Source organism: Paenibacillus soyae (assembly GCF_024623455.1).
GTDB lineage: Bacteria > Bacillota > Bacilli > Paenibacillales > Paenibacillaceae > Pristimantibacillus > Pristimantibacillus soyae.
This window is the reverse complement of sequence record NZ_JANIPJ010000037.1, coordinates 1-17,288: the sequence shown is the minus strand read 5'-3', so window position 1 is coordinate 17,288 and position 17,288 is coordinate 1. Positions and strand designations below refer to the sequence as shown.

Sequence of the window (17,288 nt, the reverse complement as noted above, 5' to 3'; positions counted from 1 at the left end):
CGATAAGGAGTGAATGTGATGAATATCAAAAAAATGGATCCCGGCCCTGCCGGAGAGCCAATCGCCGTTATAAGCGGCGACGGCATCGTCATCTCCGATGTGCAATCGGCGCTGGATTTGATGGCAACCGTCCGATACGAGACGGATAGCTATAGGCTGGTATTGAACAAATCGATGATCGACGAAAGCTTCTTTGACCTCAAGACGCGCGTGGCGGGTGACATTCTTCAGAAGTTTATCAATTACGGCGTGAAGCTGGCGATCGTAGGGGATTTCTCGTCTTATACGAGCAAGAGCTTCCAAGACTTCGTCTATGAGTGCAACAAGGGGAGCCATTTCTTCTTTCTTGCGAGCGAGGAGCAAGCGGTCGAGAAGCTTCAATCGCTCAAGTAGCGATCGTTTATATTTTGCGGCGGACCATGATCACCTTGATCATGGTCCGCCGCTTTTTTCGGTCTTCAGCCCGATATCAGACCGTACTTTGGTCCAGCGAAAGGAGGAACGGAGGTTGGTTGTTCCTCTCCAAGCCGCTTCGTATAATCAGATTGTAATTTGTTGGAATATTTTCAGTTAGAGGAGATGTGGGCAGTGGAGAGGTTAATCGAATTCAAGGGAGTAACGAAGGAGTACCGGATAGGAGACGTGCAGATTCAAGCTCTAAACGGTGTGGATTTCTCCATATCGTCAGGAGAGTTCGTTGTTATACTCGGTACAAGCGGGGCCGGTAAAAGTACGATTCTGAATATACTTGGCGGCATGGATACGGCTACCTCGGGCCGAGTGTTTGTCGGCGGTCAAGACATTACGTCCTTCAACGAGAAAAAGCTAACGGAGTATCGGGCTCAAAAGGTGGGCTTCGTGTTTCAATTTTATAACTTGATCCAAAATCTAAACGCATTGGAGAATGTGGAGTTCGCCGCCGAGGTATGCAAAAACCATCTGGATGCCAAAGAGATTTTGCAAAAAGTCGGACTGCAGCACAGAATCAAAAATTTCCCGTCACAGCTCTCGGGAGGAGAGCAGCAAAGGGTCGCGATCGCCAGAGCCGTCGCCAAAAATCCTTTACTGTTGCTGTGCGACGAACCCACGGGCGCATTGGATTACGTGACGGGCAAGTCCGTCTTAAAGCTGCTGCAGGATGTAAACAGGGAAACCAAAAAATGCGTCGTTGTCGTAACGCATAATACCGCTATTGCTTCGATGGCCGACACCGTCATTAGGGTAAAAAGCGGAAGGATCGACAGCGTGGCGCGAAATCATCATAAACAAAACGTCGAAGAGATCGAGTGGTAATCCGCATGATATTATTTATTAAATTATTGAGGGATATCAGACAGTCGATCGGTCAATTAACGGCTTTTGTATTGGTTATCGCGGTAGGGGCTTTCTTCTACGCGGGTCTGACGACTTACAGCGATAATCTTAGCGCATACGCGGAGAATTACTTCATCGAGCATCGTCTTAGCGACGTCAACGTGGCTTTCAATTCGATTTCCCCGAAGGAAGCGGCGGGCTTTAGCGAGCTGGAAGGGGTCCATAAAGCGGAGGGCCGTTATACCGTTGATGCCGCGCAGACTTTCGAGAACGCCAGAGCTGCACTCAAGATCCATTCCATTCCTAGAGATAATGAAATCAATACGCTTACTCTAATAGAAGGCAAAGCCCCCTCCAATAAGGACGAAATTTTGTTAGACTCCCATTATGCCGCAGAACATCGGTATCAGCTCGGCGATCAGATCGAGATAAGCGCCAATGATCGGTTGGTTACGTTTACCGTCAGCGGATTAGGCGAGAATGTCGAGCACGCGAAAAAAAACGATACCCAAGACCACATCAACCACGGCTTCGCATATATAGCAGAAGACGCCATTCCTCTAATCGCTGATGAATTCACTTACAATGAACTGTTGATTGACGCGGAAGAAGGCTACGATATCGATCGATTAAGTCAATCGGTTGAAGCCTATTCGAAGCAAAACAAACTGCAATATGCGGGACAAACAACCAAGGAGCGCAGCTTCAGTTATTCGAAAATCAACGAAACCATCTATAACAACAAATTAATGAGCAGGGTTATCCCGCTCGTACTCTTTCTCATTGAAGCGATCATCCTGTTCCTAGCCATGTCGAGAATAATGGACTCCCAGCGAAATCAAGTCGGCATCATGAAGGCATTGGGCGTCAAAAACAGGAGTATCATGCTTCATTACATGGGCTACCCCGTGCTGGTAAGCGTTATAGGCTCTATCTTGGGGTGTATCTTGGCAGGCATGGTCTTTGTTCCTATGGTAACCGAATCAAGCGCAAGGTCCTACTCTCTGCCGGGCATAACGTTCTCTCTATCCGCTTTTTCCGCCATTCCTCCGATTCTATTCTCCAGCGCTTTCGGAGTCCTGGCCTGTTACTTCAGCGGCAGAAGCTTATTGAAAGAACGAGCGGCCCAGGCTATGCGCCAGAAACCGCCTAAGACGATGACGGGGCTGTTCATGGAGAGAACCCCGGGTATATGGCATTCCGTTTCCTATAGCCACAAGTTGATTCTGAGAAATATGCTCTTAAATCGATCGAAAGCAATAGCTAGCTCCATTGGCGTTGTCGTAAGTACCGTCCTATTAATTACCGCATTGGGAACCCAATCGTCCTTGATGAAGGTAGCCGGCCAAATGGATGATGTGTTTACCTATGATTTGAAAGTGGATTATGCCGCGAATGTATCCGCAGAATCGGTCCGTTTGCCTTCCGGAATCCGAAACGGATATTGGTTATCCGCCATGCCTGCGGAGCTCATAATAGGGGATGTTGAAGAGGCGGCCACCTTCGTCGTGACGGAGAAAGAAAACAGCCTCATCCATTTCTATGACGAGCATGGGGAGAAGCTTCTACTGGAGGAAACGGGCGTATTGGTGCCCCAATCCTACGCCGACGCCTATGATATTCGCAAAGGGGATATGATCAAAATAAAGCTTGCGGCGCCAGAGATGAGCGATAAAATCGCGGGAATGAAAGTATTGGACATTTCCGCCCAATATTCGAATCCGTCGTTTTATACGACTCCGACGTATTTAGAAAGCTTCGATATCGACTTCAGCCCGGCATCGCTTGTCATCCAAGCCGAAAGCGCAGATGAGCTTGAACGCATTCGCGGCTTCTTTGAACAAGACCGGCAGGTGGAAGCCATCTCGGACAGAGAGGATCTAAGAAAATCCGCCGAATACATTCTGAATCAGAACAGCTTTGTGTTTATCCTGTTTATCATTTGCGCGGTGATTCTCTCCTTTGGCGCCATCTATACGATCTCCTCCATCAATATTTACGAGAGGAATCGAGAGCTTGCCACGCTCAAGGTGCTGGGCTATCCCAGTAATAAAATAAACGGTCTTATCTTTTTGGAAAACCTCATTCTAACCGCAGTGGCTGCCGCAGCGGCCATACCTGTCAGTTGGTATGTGTTTAACCTGATTGTAAACGCCTTGTCCAGCACCCATCAGCAAATTCCGGATCAACTAAGCGCGATTGTCGTATTGGCGGCCATTTTGCTTTCCTTCGCGCTAACGATGCTATCCAATTTGCTGCTTCGAAGAAAGGTAACTCGCATTCATATGATTGAAGCCTTGAAATCAATGGACTGAGTCTTTGTAAAGCCGGTAATAGTGGTAGCTGCCGTCTTCCAGCTCGATCGTACTCTCGAAGCGGAATCCGCATTTTCGAAGGACTCGATTCGATGGATCGTTGTGTACGAGAGCAATCGCGACGAGAGTCTCCACGTTCGTATTCTCGAACAAGTAGCGGATTAACGCATGCGCGGCTTGGGCGGCGTAGCCCTTGCCGCGATGATCCCTGGAGACGGCATACATGATCTCGCGGTTCGGAGGGGGAAGCTCGTCTTTGATTCCCGTGCAGCACCAGCCGATCAGCTCGCCGGTTTGCTTCGAGACAATCGCCATTCGAAGCCTAAGATCGCCAATTTCTCCGCCACGCATGACAGCATTTCGAAACTGCTGGTTATCCGGTAATTCGTAGTTGAGAAACCAATCCCTCCGCTGTTCCTTGGATACGTTCCAGCCCGGCAAATAATCGTGGATCTCGGGCTGCCAGGTCAGCGAGTGGAACGCCTCCAGGTCGGATTCGATAAATTCTCGAACAATAATGTCCTTGCCGTCTATTTTCAGAATAGAATCTTCCATCATGCAAGCTCCTTTCATCAACGTGAGGTATCTTCGGCTGGTCTGTCCAGCAAGCCGTAAAAAAACAAATGCAGAAGCTGTTCGATTTCTTCCTCCTGCCGGAACGTATTGACGGTGGCCGAGGACCGATTCAACTCCTCCATGTACATGCGAAAATAACGGAGCAGCGCCTCATCGGACAAGCTGCCGTTCGGATTCCATCATTCCTTCAAGAAGCGTTCGGCAAAGAGCAGCATCCGGGAGCATTAGTCACGATTTTTGCGTTCGGAGCGATTGGCGCCATTGTTCTGTTCGCGAGCTATCCCGCCGTCTACGAAGACCTTCCGTTATGGCGAAGCATAGCCGCGTTTATGCTCGTCTTCGACATCCTATGCGGCTGCGCGGCGAACTTCACGGAGTCGACGAGCAATTATTATGCCGCTAATCCGCGCAAACGGATCGTCTTCATCTGCGTGCACGTCCATATCTTGCTGATTGCGGTTATGCTTGAACTGCCGCTCGGTCCGGCCCTTGCGGTATGGCTGTATACCATCGCTTGCGCGTCCGGGGTTAACGCGAATAGGGGAAGAAGGCAGCTCTTTCTGGCAGGCGTATTGCTCGCCGCGGGGGTGGCATGGATGCCCGTCTGGATCGCTGGCCACCCGTTTCTGCTGACTGTCAGCCTGCTGTTCATGCTGAAGGTCGTATTCAGCTTCGGCGTGGACCACTACCGCAAGTATTGAGCCTTACATCGGCGGCTCGTATCCGATCACCGGATGCAGCCGAGCGAGAAACAGCTTTTCGGCGGCGACTCGAAACGCCGTATTCCTGAAGGCCAGCGCCAGCGGCGACTCCAACTGCATAAGACGTCCCATGAGGCGCGATTGGCGGACGATCTGGCGGACACGACGAATGCGCGTATTTTCGAATCCCCTTAAAGCTTCAATTAAAGCGGTTCCCGACGGTTGATGACGAAGATGGCCGGCAAGTACGACCGCGTCTTCCATCGCTTGAGCCCCGCCTTGTCCCAGGTTTGGAAGCATGGGGTGCGCCGCGTCTCCTAGTAACGTGACGCGCCCCTTGCTCCACTGCTTCAGCGGCGCCAGGTCGTAGATGGGGTGGGATAGAATGGCCGAAGGCGGCGTAGCTTCAATGACGGCAGGAACCGGCGAATACCAGTCTCGGAACTTCACCAGGGCGAGCTTCTTCCGTTCCTCGGGCGTAAGGGAATCGCTTTGACCATCCGGCTCGTTGACAGCGGCAAACCAGAAGATCCGGCCTCCGCCAAGATGGGAGAATCCGAACCGGGTGCCAGGGCCAAGCGCCTCGAAGCCTCCTCCATCCGCCAGCGGATAGCGCGGGTCCTCGAAGCGCCCGATGCCGCGGATCGCTTGATAGCCCGAATATCGCAGCGGGAACGGGCCGAACAGCCGGTCACGGACCTTAGAGCGATAGCCATCGGCTGCCACGAGGAGATCGCCGTTCAACGTCGTTCCGTCCGTGAAACGCGCCTCGACGTCTTCGTTTCTCTCCAGCCAATCGCTGAATTTTATACCTAGCCGCACAGTTACGCCAAGCTCGAGGGCGCGCAAATAGAGGATGGACTGCAGGGTGGACCGGTGAATGAGGTAGCTCGGCGTCCCGTAACGCATAGCTTGCTTCTCCACCGGCAGACGTGCCAGGAGATTGCCATTCCATGTCCGTATTTCCGCCGTCCCAACCGATGCTCCTTCTTCACGGACTCGTCCAGCCGCGCCTAGATTCTGAAGCGCCTTCATGGCATTCGCGGCAAGCACGATCCCTGCTCCGCGCTCCTCCAGCTCTTCGTGTTGTTCGCATACCGTGACCTCCCAACCTGCCTGTCGAAGCGCGATGGCACAGCTCAGTCCGCCTATTCCGCCTCCAATGACAATCGCTTTCATAGTCATCCTCCGTTATTGCGGCCTATTGCCGTTGCTAAGATAACTATACACCGGAGGACAAGCTCGAATCCATTTTGTCATTGACAGACTCTACCCTATCAACTACCATGAAAAGCCGAAAGGGGAGACTCCGATGACCTTTATGGCAATTCTCGGATTGAATATCATGCTCGGCATGTTCGTGCCTTACGTGATGATCTATGCGTTAGTCGTCAAGCCGATTCTCCATAAAAGACGTCATGGCAGCCGTAAGAAGCCGGTCAGAAAGAAAAAGCAGAGGGAAAAAGAAAGCTTGGCTTCATTAATCGGCGCCTACACCTTCGGCGGTATGATTCTCTGCGCGATAATGGGCTTGGCTTACCTAACCTGGACCTGGGCCTTGCCGCAATGGTTGGACATGCCGTCCGCGATCGTTCAGCAGTACGAAAAAAAGGAAGGGCTGATCACGGACGTCGAACACGAGTGGGAGACCGGATCGGCCAAATCGTGGGGATACAGCTATGTGGAGCTCGACGGAGAACGATATAAGTTCGAGAGCTTGGATTTCGATCATGTCAGCTACGAAGAGCCGGTAACGTTTCACGTGCTCAAGCATTCCAAATACGTCGTGAAGGTATCCGATTCGGAAGGGCACGTGGTGAAGCACATGTTCTCGCCAGTCTCCTTCTTCATCAAGCTCCTGATCTATATGCTGTTAACCGGCATTTACTATTTCAAAAAACGTCGGAAAAGCTCTTCTGCAGAGGAGCGAACAAGACGAGGGACAATCGTTAAGGTGAGCTTTCACGCGATCACTTTGCTGATTATCGTGGTTTCTAGTTTTTTTGCCATGCAGCTAACGGCGCTGGTCGTCGTGCTGATCGTTCATTTCCTAATGCATTACTTGCAAGCCAATGGCGGCGTAACGGCGAATATTGCATGACCAAATGAAAAAAATGGCGGTGCAGAGGTGATCTGCACCGCCATTTTCTTTAGATTTTAAAACGGCTGACGATTTTTTGAAGCTCGTCCGCCAAGCTCGCGAGAGATGCCGAGGAGGTTGTGATTTCTTCCATCGATGCCAGCTGCTGCTCGGTTGCGGCCGATATTTGCTGTGTTTGCGCGGCGGAATCCTTCGCGACCTCGCTTACATCCAGGATCGAAGCGTTGACCTCGCTTGTCCCGTGGGACAATTTGTTAAGCGCCGCGGCGATATCTTCGATTTGCGTGACGACTTTTCTGACGGCCGTCTCGATCTTATGGAACGAATCTCCGGCTTGATGAACGACGGTTAGTCCGGCGTGCACCTCTTCGGCGGCTTTCTCCATCGTGCGGAGCGTATTCTCCGTATCGAGCTGGATCATTCGAATCAGCTCGTTGATCTGCTCCGTCGATTTGCCCGACTCCTCCGCCAGCTTCCTCACTTCGCCCGCGACGACGGCGAAGCCTCTGCCCGATTCGCCGGCTCTAGCCGCTTCGATTGCCGCGTTCAATGCAAGCAAGTTGGTCTGAGCGGATATGCCGGAGATGGCATTCGTAATTTGGCCGATTTCGCTCGAACGCTCGCCCAGACCTTTGACGGATTCGAACAAGCTGCTTACATTCGCGTAGATCGATTGCATCTGCTGATTGACCTCGCCGATCGCCTGATTGCCTTCCGCAGACACTCGGGAGGCGTGGATGGCGTCGTGCTTCATTTGCTCCGTGTTATCCGCGATCGTCTGCGTATACAGCGAGATGTCCGCAATGGCGCGGGAGCTGCCCTCGATCTTCGCGACCTGTTGATCCGAGCCGGAAGCCAGCTCGTCCACCGTCAACGTTACGTGCTCGCTCGCTTTGGTGCTTTGAAGCGCGCTTGCGCTCAGCTCTTCCGAAGCCGAGGCCACGAGATGAGAGGATTCCTGCACGGTGCCGAACACAGTCTGCAGCGTAGCCGACATATTGTTGAACGAAGCCGCCAGCTCGCCGATTTCGTCCTTGGATTGATAAGAGCCTTTTACGGTGAAATCGCCTTTTTCGGCTTCCGTCAGCAACCGCTTCACTTCTTTGACCGGTCCCACGATCATCCGGGAGATGATAATCCCGAGCAGAATCAGTACAAGCAGGGCCGCGGCAATAACCGCGAGCACGATAACCGTGACGGAGTTCAACGTTTTTTGATTTTGGACGTCTATGATTTCCGCACTTTCCAGATTGTGATGCTGCAAGCCCTTGAGCGTATCGTTTACCAGCTTTCGGTTCGCCTCGACGATCTCTACGTACTGTGCGTACGCTTCCTCGCTCTCTCCTCTTGCGATCAAGTCCAGCACTTTATTTCGACTGTCCTCCAGAGCCGCGGCGTGCTGAGCGTATTGCTGCATGAGCGCCAGTTCCTCTTCCTCATGAAGATGAGTCCCAAGCTCTTCGATCATCTCGTCGATTTCCTGCCAGGCCGATTCGATCTCGTCGTGCAGCTCTTTTGTACGATTCGGATTTTTGGTGGCCAACAGCTCGAGGGTATAAGCGTCGCTTGCCCTTGCGTTGATCCGGATTTGCATAATTGTGCCAAGCGGAAGCATGTGATCGTGGTACATCGTTTCACCATTCTGGGCAATGCCCCGTATATAATTCAGTCCCAGCAATCCGACGGAACCAAGCGCAACCGCGCTCACGACAATCATGATCATGAGCTTCTTCGCGATCGTTAAGTTTTTGAGCAGTCTCAACTTGCACACCCCTTCGTTCGTTCTTGTTGTCTCTCACTCCTATTTATCGGTTATGGCGAGTCTGAATGTATGGATGGCGGGATGCCAATATTTCGTGAATTTCGCCGCATAGCCTATTTCTTGTCATGCTAATAATAGGAAGGCTAATACACACCCACGAATAACGGAGGAAGCCTCATGTTGATCATGATTGTTCTGGCAGCGATATTGGCGCTGCTCTTGTTGATTACCGTAGCCAAACTGAATCCATTCGTCGCGCTTATCATTACCGCCATCGGAGCGGGTCTCGCGGCGGGCATGCCGCTGCTGGCGACGGAGAACGAACCGGGAGTGATCGATTCGATCAAGACGGGCATGGGCAATACGCTCGGCTTCCTGGCTATCGTACTCGCGCTGGGCACGATGCTGGGGAAAATGATGGCCGAGTCCGGCGGGGCGGAGCGCATCGCGCAGACCTTGATCCGATTGTTCGGCGAACGCAACGTGCACTGGGCCATGATGGTCGTCGCGTTTATCGTCGGCATTCCGGTATTTTTCCAGGTTGGTTTCGTCCTGCTTATCCCGCTCGTATTCACGATTGCGAAGCAGACAGGCGTGTCGCTTGTCAAAATCGGCGTGCCTCTCGTTGCGGGCTTGTCCGTCGTTCACGGCTTGGTGCCCCCGCATCCGGCGGCGATGGCGGCCGTCGGCATCTTTAACGCGGATATCGGAACAACGATTTTGTATTCCATGATCGTCGGCTTGCCGACGGCAATCCTCGCGGGTCCTTTGTACGGGAACTGGATCGGCAGGCGCATCCACAAAGAGGTGCCGAAGCAAATGGGCGATCAGCTGACGGAGAACGCCGAAGCGAAAGAGCTGCCGGGCTTCTTCAACACGGTGTTTACGATTCTGGTACCCGTGCTGCTGATGCTGATTGCAACCATTGCCGATTTCCTCATGGAGCAGGGGGTGCTTGCCAAAGAGAGTACGCTGTTCCAGGTTGCCAAGTTCGTCGGCGATCCGGTTGTGGCGCTGCTCATTGCCGCGGTGTATTCCTTCTTCAGCTTGGGCTTCTTCAGGGGCTTCAGCAGGGAGAAGGTTCTGAAGTTCACGAACGACTGCCTGGCCCCCACCGCGACGATTCTGCTCGTCATCGGCGCGGGCGGAGCCTTCAACCGCGTGCTGCTTGATTCGGGCATTGGTGATTATATCGCGGAGATCGCGACCGCGTCGCATATTTCCCCGATACTGCTCGGCTGGGGGATAGCGGCCATGATCCGCGTCGCGACGGGCTCGGCAACCGTATCGATGATGACCGCCGCGGGCATTGTCGCGCCGATTGCTCTGGCGATGCCGGGGACGAGCGCCGAGCTTCTTGTGCTTGCGACGGGAGCGGGCTCGCTCATCCTTTCGCACGTCAACGACTCGGGCTTCTGGCTGATCAAAGAATATTTCGGCATGTCGGTCAAGGAGACGCTGTTGACTTGGACGGCGCTGGAGACGATTATATCCGTCGCGGCGCTGGTGCTGATTCTGGCGCTGGACATCGTGGTTTGAGTTCGAATATTTCAATTAATCAGCCTCGTATTCGTATGATAGGGGACGTTTTGGAAAGAATATTCATTTGTTGTAACGTTTTCTGAAGATGAGAACAATTCTCGAACATTGCCGCCAATACTTGACAAGCTGTCGCTAAATTTTATATTATGAATATCAGTTAATAATAATTACAATTAGAGAATGAAAATCAAAGGAGAGAAAACAATGTCCCTTATTGGCAAAGAAGTACTACCGTTCAAAGCATCCGCATACCACAATGGCAAATTCATCGATGTATCCGAGCAAGATTTCAAAGGAAAATGGAGCGTTGTTTGCTTCTACCCGGCCGACTTCACGTTCGTGTGCCCAACTGAGCTTGGCGACCTGCAAGACCAATACGCTACGCTGAAATCCCTGGGCGTAGAAGTATACTCCGTATCGACGGATACTCACTTCACGCACAAAGCATGGCATGACAGCTCCGAGACAATCGGCAAAATCGAATATATCATGATCGGCGACCCGTCCCATACGATTTCCCGCAACTTCGACGTTCTGATCGAAGCGGACGGCCTGGCTGACCGCGGCACGTTCATCATCGATCCGGACGGCGTTATCCAAACGGTTGAAATCAACGCCGGCGGCATCGGCCGCGACGCGAGCTCGCTCGTTAACAAAATCAAAGCGGCTCAATACGTGCGCAACAACCCAGGCGAGGTTTGCCCTGCGAAATGGTCGGAAGGCGCGACTACTCTTAAGCCAAGCCTTGATCTCGTAGGCAAAATCTAAGGAGCTTCATCATGGTATTAGACGCAGAAATAAAAGCACAGTTAAATCAATACCTCCAGCTCATGGAAGGCGATGTGCTGATCAAAGTGAGCGCGGGAACCGATCCCGCGTCGGCGGACATGCTGGCTCTCATGGACGAAATCGTCGGCATGACGTCCAGAATCAAGGTCGAGAAAGCGGATTTGCCAAGGACGCCAAGCTTTAGCGTAAACCGAGTGAACGAAGATACCGGCATCGTATTTGCCGGTATCCCGCTCGGGCACGAGTTCACCTCGCTCGTGCTTGCGCTGCTTCAAGTGAGCGGCAGAGCGCCTAAAGTCGACCAAAGCGTAATTGATCAGATCAAAGGCATTAAAGGCACTTATCAATTCGAGTCTTACATTAGCTTAAGCTGCCATAATTGTCCCGACGTTGTACAGGCTCTTAATCTGATGAGCGTTCTTAACCCCGGCATCTCTCATACGATGATCGACGGGGCGGTGTTCAAAGACGAGGTCGAAAGCAAAGGCGTTATGGCCGTTCCGACCGTATTCTTGAACGGAGAGACGTTCGGCAGCGGACGCATGACCATTGAGGAGATCTTGGCCAAGATCGTTGAAGCGCCGGACGCATCGGAATTCAACGACAAGGCTCCGTTCGACGTACTTGTAGTCGGCGGCGGTCCTGCGGGGGCGAGCGCGGCGATCTATGCGGCGCGCAAAGGCATCCGCACGGGAATCGTAGCCGAGCGCTTCGGCGGCCAAGTGATGGACACGGTCGGCATCGAGAACTTCATCAGCGTGAAATATACCGAAGGTCCTAAGCTGGCGGCAAGCCTCGAGGAGCATGTGAAGGAATACAACGTCGATGTGATGAAGCTGCAAAGAGCCGCGCGACTGGAGAAAAAGGATTTCATCGAGGTTGAGCTCGAGAACGGCGCCGTTCTGAAGAGCAAAACCGTTATCCTGTCCACGGGCGCTCGTTGGCGCAACATCGGTGTTCCGGGCGAAGCCGAGTTCAAGAACAAAGGCGTGGCTTATTGCCCGCACTGCGACGGTCCTCTGTTCGCAGGCAAGCGCGTTGCCGTCATCGGCGGAGGCAACTCCGGCGTGGAAGCGGCAATCGATCTCGCGGGCATCGTGAGCCATGTTACGGTTCTGGAGTTCAATTCGGAGCTGAAAGCCGATTCCGTGCTGCAGGACCGTCTGTACAGCCTGCCGAACGTGTCGGTTGTGACGAACGCTCAGACGAAGGAGATTACCGGCACCGACAAAGTGAACGGCATTTCTTACATCGACCGCGAATCCGGCTCGGAACAGCACATCGAGCTTGAGGGCATCTTCGTTCAAATCGGACTTGTGCCGAATACCGATTGGCTGGGCGATACCGTCGAACGCACGCGCATGGGCGAGATCGTCGTCAACAATCATGGCGCCACGAACGTGCCTGGCGTGTTCGCGGCCGGCGATTGCACGAACAGCCCTTACAAGCAGATCATTATTTCCATGGGTTCGGGCGCTAACGCGGCGCTTGGCGCATTCGATTACTTGATCCGCAATTAAACAGCACGATAACCAAGCCGTCTTTCTGCTAAGCAGAGAGGCGGCTTTTTTATAGTCCTATATATCATCCGCTTATGGGATATATAAACATATAACGCCGTCAATCCATAAGTTAATTGCTTAAAGTTAGCTATTAACAATTTAATATTCTAGTAGTAAAATGGTTCGGGGGAGCTAGTTATTTATGACTACATAGTTGCATCAATGATCTTAACAGAGAGAGGTAAATTCATGAGAGTTGGCGGCGCGATCAAGCTGGGGAACGAGTTTCAGTATGTCCGTGTGGTTAATTTTACCGTTATTGTGGTTGTTTGGGTTATGGTTCTTATTCTTTCCGCGGGCTTCATGATCGAATATTTGAAAGGAGCCCGCAGCTTAGCTTTTGTCGCCTCCATCATCGGCACGGGGTTTCTTTCCGTCAGCGCAGGCACGATTCTGCTTCGGGCGAACCCGGAACATCGTCTCATACGGCACATCACGTTTATCGGATTTTTTATTATGTACGTTTCCACGCTGATGACGGCTACGACGGATGTAACGTTTACGTTTATTTTTCCGCTGGCGGCTTTGTTTTGCGTCTATCTCGATCGATGGTTTATCTCTCTTGTTTGTTTGCTCATATTGCTATTGAACGGAGCTTACGTCGGGAATAAGCTGTTATCCGTCAATAAAGCGGAGTTGAGCGAGCAAGCCTACAGCCGGTTTACGACAACCATGCTGATCCACGCCTTTGTTATCCTTATCTTTTTGGCCAGCGTACTCGCGATCGTGTATGTGTTTAACCGACTGAAGAAAGCGATGGATCAAAAGGTCGAAGAAGTGAACAAGACTCGGGCGGCCGAACAAGAGCTGCATGAGCAAATGGTGAAAATCGGGGATCTATTAGGCGTTAACTCCCACGAAGTCTATGATATCGTCAAGAAGCAATACGCTTCGACCGAGACGGTCTCCCGCGTCATTCAGGGAATTAATCTAGGAGCCGTTCAGAATGCGGCTACTATACAGGAGCAGTCCGATGTCATCCGCGCGATCCACAAACAAGCAAGGGATACCTCGGTCATATCGAACGAGATGGAACAAGAGGCGTTGATCACGGAAGAGATCGCCCGCAAGGGTGTAGCGCTCATCGAGGAGCTCAAGGAAAAATCCGCTCAGGCGGAGGGAAGCAGCGTAAAAGCAGCGGAGCTCATCGGTCAATTGAATGGTAAAGTCGCGCAAATACAGGAAATGACCCAAAGCATTTCCAGCATCGCCGGCCAAACGAATATTTTATCGTTGAACGCATCCATCGAAGCCGCGCGCGCGGGCGAAGTCGGCAAAGGCTTCAATGTAGTCGCCCAAGAGGTAAGGAAGCTCGCGGAGCAGACGCAGACTTTATCTTCGAGCATCGGGGACATAACCGCGTCCCTGACGGCGGACTCCAGGCAATCCGTTCAAGAGGCGGAGCTGCTTCGGAATTTAAACGCGGAGCAGAAAATTTTGGCGCAAAGCAGCGGAGAGCTTTTCCATTCGATCAACGGATGCGTCGCCGGCGTCCAGCAAAAAATATCTTCCGTTCACCTACAGATTACAGAAATGCTGGATTCAAACACGAAATTGAATGAAGCGGTCATAAGCTTAACCTCCGTCTCCGAGCAGACCTTGGCGAGCACGCAGGAAGCAAATCTCATGATTCAAGAGCATGCGAGGGACGCGAAGAACGCGCAAAAGCTGGTGGAGGTTCTGCTTCAAACCTCTAATCAGATGAAGAAGCTGGAGGACTCCGGCGATTAGCGGCGAAGTCGCGTTAAGCGAACGTGGCGATGAATCACTTTTTTGCCCCTGTGAATCTACAATAGACATCTACTCCTGGTTGGATCGGGGTGGATGTCTTTTTCTTTTGGATTACGGAGCTAACGGAACTATGAGACGTTATTCTTGCGTAAAGCGGGGCTTACTGGGGACTAGCGGAACTGAGCGACTTTATTTCCTTGAACTTGAATAGAATCTCCATGAAAACAGGCGAATAACAGCGCTCAGTTCCATTAGCCTTAAAAAAGGACGCTGATTATTCGAAATAAGGTCGCTCAGTTCCGCTGCGATCATAATTAGTTCCTTGCAGAGACATCTTCAAAGCCTACCGGGCGACGCATGAATTGAGGTATAGAACAAATCTATAGCTCCTGTTAATTATACCAATTACATGTATAGCTCTTCCTTGTATTATAGTGGAATTAACAAAAAGAAAACAGAGCTGACAGAGAAGCTCTACCGGGAGGAGAATGAAATGGAGCCGACCACGTTTGTATTGTTTGGAGCGACAGGTGATTTAGCGAAGCGCAAAATTTATCCTGCCCTCTTTAATCTATTTCTCGACGGGAAGCTGCCCGAGGCCTTTTCTTTAATCGGATTAGGCCGCAGGGAGCTTACAGACGAGTCGTTCCGGGCGAATGTCGAGCGGTCTCTCCGCGAATTCTCCAGGCGTCAAGCAGATGACGCCGCTAAAGTCGACGAATTCCTGCAAGCATTCGGCTATAATGTGCTGGAAATCGGCCGCAAAGAAGATTATCTCAAGCTTCTTGGACGGATCGAAGAGAGAGAAAACAGACTCGGCCTCGCGCCGAACCGTTTGTTCTACTTGTCCGTTGGTCCGGAGTTTTTCGAGACGATCGCGGCTAACATCCAGGAGAGCGGGCTTGGCTCCGCGAACGGCTGGAAGCGTCTTGTCATCGAGAAGCCTTTCGGCAACGATTTGCAGACGGCGAGAGAGCTGAACCGCATGCTGGGCAAAGCGTTCGCAGAAGAAGAAATTTTCCGTATCGACCATTATCTCGGCAAACCGATGGTCCAGATGCTCAAGGTTCTGCAGCAGACGAATCCGGTCATTCAAGCCATCTGGAACAACCGCAATATCGCCAACGTTCAGATTACGGCGGGCGAAACCGTGGGCGTCGAGGAACGAGCCGGGTATTACGATCACGTCGGAGCCATCCGGGACATGTTCCAGAACCACATGCTGCAGCTGCTTATGATGACGGCTATCCGCACGCCGCATAAAAGCGACGCGGAGCAAGTCCGATACAAGAAGAAGCTGGTCATGGAGGCGCTCGAGCCGCTTCAGAAAGCGGATGTCGGCGCATCGGTCGTGAGAGGTCAATACGCGGCAGGAACGATCAAAGGCAATCCGGTAGTCGGCTATACGTCGGAGCCGGGCATCGCGCCGGATTCGATGAACGATACGTTCGTCGCGGCCAAGCTGACGATGGACGATTCCTTCTGGCGGGGCGTTCCGTTCTACATTCGTACGGGCAAACGCATGAAGGAGAAAGCGACGCGCATCGTCATTGAATTCAAGGAGCCGCTCAAGCAGTCATCCGGATCGCAGGTCGAGCCGAACCTTCTGGTCATCGAGATGAGCCCGACCGACAGCATCAGGCTTCAGCTGAACACGATGGATTCCCGCAGCAAAGGCGAGTTCAAGCCGGTTCAGATCGATATTCATTCCAGCGGCGACGAATTGCCGGAAGCTTATGAGAACTTAATCCGCGACGCCCTGCTGGGCGACTCCACGTTTTTTGCCCATTGGGACGAAGTGGAAGCTTCCTGGGCTTGGGTGCAGCCGATTCTCGAAGCTTATGAAGAAAATATCGTTCCGCTGCACGCTTACGAAGCAGGCTCGTATGGTCCGGCCGAATCGGACGCGCTGCTTGCAAGAGACGGTTATCACTGGTGGTTCGACGCGAAGCCGGAGCTTGACGAGGCCGTCGCGGAGAATAAACCGCTAGCTCATATAAACCAATAATTGGAGGTTATGAACATGAAATTTTTTATCGATACCGCGAATTTGGTAGATATTAAGAAGGCGTACAAAATCGGCGTCCTGTCCGGCGTAACAACGAATCCTTCGCTTGTTGCCAAGGAAGGCGTGAAATTCGAAGACCGCATCGAGGAGATTCTGCGCGAAGTGCCGGAAGTGGAATCCGTATCGGCGGAAGTAACGCCGGACGCGGTTACGGCCGAAGAGATGATCGCTCAAGCGAACGAACTGATCAAGATCAACAACAACGACAAGAACATTACGATCAAGCTTCCGATGACTCTTGCCGGTCTTGAGGCTTGCCGCTACCTCTCCAAGAAAGGCGTCAAAACAAACGTTACGTTGATCTTCACCGTGAACCAGGCGCTTCTTGCGGCTCGCGCCGGCGCTACTTACGTATCTCCGTTCCTCGGCCGTTTGGATGACATTTCGGAGGACGGCGTGCTGCTTGTATCCAAAGTAGCCGAACTGTTCCGAGTCCATGGCCTGGACACGCAAATCATCGCCGCTTCCGTCCGTCATCCGGACCACGTGACTCGCGTAGCGATGGCAGGCGCGCATATCGCGACGATTCCTTTCTCGGTCATCGAGCAGATCTCCAAGCATCCGCTGACGGATCAAGGCCTGGACAAATTCGCCGCAGACTGGAAAAAAAGCGTACTCGTATAGTTCGGAACGAGAAGGGGGATATAAGATGTCTAAACAACAAATCGGCGTAATTGGACTCGCCGTCATGGGCAAAAATCTGGCCCTTAATATTGAAAGCAGAGGCTTCACGGTGTCGGTGTACAACCGTTCCCGCGAGAAGACGGATGACTTGATGAAGGAAGCCGCGGGCAAAAACCTGGTGCCGGCTTATTCGATCGAAGAGT

The 17,288-nt window shown here is 52.3% G+C and carries 15 protein-coding genes; 12 read left to right on the top strand and 3 right to left on the bottom strand.

Features of this window, described 5'->3' with window-relative positions; genetic code table 11:
• Positions 1-18: 18 nt before the first annotated feature.
• From NQZ67_RS29005 to NQZ67_RS28995, 3 genes are all read left to right on the top strand, one after another.
• Positions 19-393 carry a DUF4180 domain-containing protein gene (locus NQZ67_RS29005; RefSeq protein ID WP_257452868.1) on the top strand — a complete coding sequence of 125 codons (375 nt, stop codon included), beginning with the start codon at positions 19-21 and terminating at the stop codon, positions 391-393.
• A 195-nt stretch (positions 394-588) separates the two neighbouring features.
• Positions 589-1,293: an ABC transporter ATP-binding protein gene (locus NQZ67_RS29000; protein ID WP_371825373.1), complete on the top strand. Its 705-nt coding sequence runs from the start codon at positions 589-591 to the stop codon at positions 1,291-1,293.
• Between the two features lie 5 nt (positions 1,294-1,298).
• Positions 1,299-3,629, top strand: a complete 2,331-nt coding sequence (locus tag NQZ67_RS28995; protein ID WP_257452865.1) for an ABC transporter permease — start codon at positions 1,299-1,301, stop codon at positions 3,627-3,629.
• Here the strand turns inward: NQZ67_RS28995 and NQZ67_RS28990 are convergent.
• Entirely contained in the window at positions 3,618-4,184 is a 567-nt protein-coding gene (locus NQZ67_RS28990) for a GNAT family N-acetyltransferase (protein ID WP_257452863.1), read from the bottom strand. The genes NQZ67_RS28995 and NQZ67_RS28990 overlap by 12 nt on opposite strands.
• Before the next feature lie 68 nt (positions 4,185-4,252).
• On the opposite strand from NQZ67_RS28990, the gene NQZ67_RS28985 reads away from it, so the two are divergent.
• Complete coding sequence (locus NQZ67_RS28985) at positions 4,253-4,906, top strand: hypothetical protein (protein WP_257452861.1); 654 nt, start codon at positions 4,253-4,255, stop codon at positions 4,904-4,906.
• 3 nt (positions 4,907-4,909) lie between these two features.
• Here NQZ67_RS28985 and NQZ67_RS28980 read toward each other — a convergent pair whose 3' ends face one another.
• Complete coding sequence (locus NQZ67_RS28980) at positions 4,910-6,085, bottom strand: FAD-dependent oxidoreductase (RefSeq protein ID WP_257452859.1); 1,176 nt, start codon at positions 6,083-6,085, stop codon at positions 4,910-4,912.
• Between the two features lie 133 nt (positions 6,086-6,218).
• Between NQZ67_RS28980 and NQZ67_RS28975 the strand changes: the two genes are divergently transcribed.
• Positions 6,219-7,007, top strand: a complete 789-nt coding sequence (locus NQZ67_RS28975) for a hypothetical protein (protein ID WP_257452857.1) — start codon at positions 6,219-6,221, stop codon at positions 7,005-7,007.
• Between the two features lie 49 nt (positions 7,008-7,056).
• Here NQZ67_RS28975 and NQZ67_RS28970 read toward each other — a convergent pair whose 3' ends face one another.
• Positions 7,057-8,778: a methyl-accepting chemotaxis protein gene (locus NQZ67_RS28970; protein ID WP_257452854.1), complete on the bottom strand. Its 1,722-nt coding sequence runs from the start codon at positions 8,776-8,778 to the stop codon at positions 7,057-7,059.
• Between the two features lie 168 nt (positions 8,779-8,946).
• Between NQZ67_RS28970 and NQZ67_RS28965 the strand changes: the two genes are divergently transcribed.
• The 7 genes from NQZ67_RS28965 to NQZ67_RS28935 all read left to right on the top strand — a co-directional run.
• On the top strand, positions 8,947-10,308 hold the full coding sequence (locus NQZ67_RS28965) for a GntP family permease (protein ID WP_257452852.1): 1,362 nt from the start codon (positions 8,947-8,949) through the stop codon (positions 10,306-10,308).
• Between the two features lie 207 nt (positions 10,309-10,515).
• Positions 10,516-11,079 (top strand): alkyl hydroperoxide reductase subunit C, encoded by a 564-nt coding sequence (ahpC, locus tag NQZ67_RS28960; RefSeq protein WP_257452849.1) that lies wholly within the window; start codon positions 10,516-10,518, stop codon positions 11,077-11,079.
• Between the two features lie 11 nt (positions 11,080-11,090).
• Positions 11,091-12,620: an alkyl hydroperoxide reductase subunit F gene (gene ahpF, locus NQZ67_RS28955; RefSeq protein ID WP_257452847.1), complete on the top strand. Its 1,530-nt coding sequence runs from the start codon at positions 11,091-11,093 to the stop codon at positions 12,618-12,620.
• A 231-nt stretch (positions 12,621-12,851) separates the two neighbouring features.
• Positions 12,852-14,393 carry a methyl-accepting chemotaxis protein gene (locus tag NQZ67_RS28950; RefSeq protein ID WP_257452846.1) on the top strand — a complete coding sequence of 514 codons (1,542 nt, stop codon included), beginning with the start codon at positions 12,852-12,854 and terminating at the stop codon, positions 14,391-14,393.
• A gap of 493 nt (positions 14,394-14,886) precedes the next feature.
• A complete protein-coding gene (gene zwf / locus NQZ67_RS28945; RefSeq protein ID WP_257452843.1) occupies positions 14,887-16,401 on the top strand; it encodes a glucose-6-phosphate dehydrogenase in 1,515 nt (504 codons plus the stop codon).
• Between the two features lie 15 nt (positions 16,402-16,416).
• A complete protein-coding gene (gene fsa, locus NQZ67_RS28940) occupies positions 16,417-17,085 on the top strand; it encodes a fructose-6-phosphate aldolase (protein WP_257452841.1) in 669 nt (222 codons plus the stop codon).
• Between the two features lie 25 nt (positions 17,086-17,110).
• The coding region (locus tag NQZ67_RS28935) for an NAD(P)-binding domain-containing protein (RefSeq protein ID WP_257452887.1) at positions 17,111-17,288 on the top strand (178 nt) is incomplete at its 3' end.